3 protein-coding genes are annotated in these 2,496 nt (G+C 33.2%); all 3 read right to left on the bottom strand.

All coding sequences use genetic code 11. The annotated features are described in order from the left end of the window. Nucleotides 1-221 precede the first annotated feature (221 nt). Entirely contained in the window at nt 222-1,238 is a 1,017-nt protein-coding gene (locus tag F8154_RS14465; RefSeq protein WP_151862331.1) for a tyrosine-type recombinase/integrase, read from the bottom strand. Further along, entirely contained in the window at nt 1,228-2,226 is a 999-nt protein-coding gene (locus F8154_RS14460; protein ID WP_151862330.1) for a tyrosine-type recombinase/integrase, read from the bottom strand. The genes F8154_RS14465 and F8154_RS14460 overlap by 11 nt, the downstream gene beginning before the upstream one ends. After that, the coding region (locus F8154_RS14455; protein WP_151862329.1) for a tyrosine-type recombinase/integrase at nt 2,216-2,496 on the bottom strand (281 nt) is incomplete at its 5' end. The genes F8154_RS14455 and F8154_RS14460, both read right to left, overlap by 11 nt.

Genomic DNA, 2,496 nt, shown 5'->3' with positions numbered 1-2,496 from the left:
TATAGGACAGCAGCTCTAGTAAACCGTTTATCAGAAGCAAAGAACGAAAAGACATTAACACTATTTATGAAGCAAATTATGAAGGCAGATATGCTAGTTCTCGATGAATTATGAAAAGCTTAGCATAATTCATCTTATGGAAAGTCATTTATTATGTGAAGTAAGAAGCAAGATGCTGATTAAACCAACCAAATATCATCTTCAGACTTCACATAATTTTTTTAGATAATTGTTTTAAGCCATTCTAACATTTCTTCTTTTTCCTTTTCGGAATATTTTTCTTGCGGTAAAATATTAGGACTTGCTTTTTCTATTGCCTTACGTTTAATTTCGGGATTTGATTTTGCATAAATTTCTGTAGTAATAACAGATGTATGGCCTAAAAAGTCCCTAATATAAATTAAATTCACTCCGCCTTCTAACAAGTGCATAGCTTTACTATGTCTTACGGTATGTGGTGATATCTTTCCTGAAAATAGTTCTGGATGCAGACTCCTTGCTTTTTTTACATATTTATCTAATATATAAGCAATTCCAGCTCTTGTAAGTTTCTCAAACTTCTTGCTGAAAAATAAGGGATGTACAGGTTGAATTTCTTTTTTTCTTTTGCAGTCATTCATATAGATATTTAGAATATCAAGTGTTTGTGGCATTAGGGGTATAATTCTTGTTTTATTGCCTTTTCCTGTTAATTTTACTGTAGCAGGTTTTATGTTTCGAACATCTCCAAAAGTTAAATCTGCAATCTCCTGAACTCTAGCCCCACTATCATAAAGAAGAACTAATATTGCCATTTCTCTTCGTCCTTCTGTGGATGAACTGTCTTGAAGACTAAATAGATGTTTAATGCCTTCTACTGAGATATAGTTCATTGGAATAATAGGTACTTTGCGAGTTTTAATATCAAATATTGATGAACAAAGCTCAATATACTCGGGCTTTTCCATTTGGATATATTTGAAAAAAGCATGGAGTGCTGAGAGCCTTTGATTAATGCTTGACACGGAATATTGTTTTTCTTTCTCTAACCAAACTAGGAAGTCTTCTAAATATTTCCTGGACAACGTCTCAAGTCTCATTTTCGAAACCGATTTGTTTAGATAATCTTCCTGGTACTGAAAGAGAAGAATGAATGTATCTCTGTAAGATTTAATCGTATTATCACTGTAATTTCTACGTTCTGGTATATATTTTAGAAAGTAAGAGGACAGTAACTGTTGAAAATAATTAATTTTCATAGTCTACCACCTCCGAATAGGCATCGTTGTAGTACTCAGTCATTGTACCAATGATGGAAGCATGGGCTTCAATTGTTAATCGAAGGTATTTTTCTGTGCTTTCCAAACCCCTGTGTCCAAGATATGTGCTTAGAATTGGAAGTGAACAGTATATATCATTTCCTTCGTCAACCATCTTTTCCAAAGCATGGACAGAAAACGTATGGCGAATGTCATGTACTCGAGGAGTTGTTCCATTTTCTCTAAATATTCCAGCCATGGACATAAACTTTCTAAACTGACAGTATACAGGAGTGCTATTGTACTGACTACCATTTTTACTAGGATAATAGTAACCGTCATATGAAGACGAAAAACCCATTCTCTTTACATACTTTTTACAATATTTATGTAGTGATTTGGACATAGGCATTAGGCGTTGTATGTTATTCTTGGTGGCATCCAACCTTATGATTCCTTGTTCAATATCTATATTTTTCAGTTTCAAACCAAGGGCTTCATTAATTCTTAGTCCACATCCATAAAGCATCCTAAATAACATTGGATATATAATATGGTATGTTGGATATCTTGGACTAATTGGAATTTTATCAAGGATTTTAGTTAGCCTTTCTATCTCATTATGGGTAAAAATATATGGAATAAAATCATTTTTAATTTGAACAAAATCTGTTTCAGGATATACATAGTAGCTAAAGCCTAATCGGTTCATAAATAAAGAGAATTGACGAATAATGCTCATTCTCATATGTTGTGTTTTTACTGATTCTACTCCTCGACGTGCTACATATTTTTCTACCATTTCTTTAGTGAGAATGGAAGAATTTAATGACAGACCATGCTGTAAAAAGAAAGTGTCCATTCCTCTCAAAAGATAATAGACAGATGATCCCATTTTAAATCCAAGACTGCGTTTGTAGACTATATACTTTGTACAATATTCTGCAAGGGGACCCGTAAAGATATAGTCTATTTCTCTATTCTTCATATGACACCTCCAATGCTACGGAGCGGAGTTGCTCAATATCAATTGATAGATACACGCAAGTTGTACTTGTATTCTCATGTCCCAGTATCCCTGTAATCACTGGGTAGGGTGTATTGTTTTTTAGTAGATTACTCGCTAAGCTATGTCTCATAGAATGCAATCCATGTTTACGATCTGAATAAGATACCATGGCTTCATCCATATATCGAGTTATTACATAATGAAATACATTATGTTTGTAAATTATAAATTCGCTTTTTCTAATTGCAG

The sequence above is a fragment of the Alkaliphilus pronyensis genome, from assembly GCF_009017275.1.
In the GTDB taxonomy this organism is placed as follows: domain Bacteria; phylum Bacillota; class Clostridia; order Peptostreptococcales; family Natronincolaceae; genus Alkaliphilus_C; species Alkaliphilus_C pronyensis.
The sequence above is the reverse complement of the archived record's forward strand: the minus strand, read 5'-3'. Positions and strand labels throughout refer to the sequence as shown.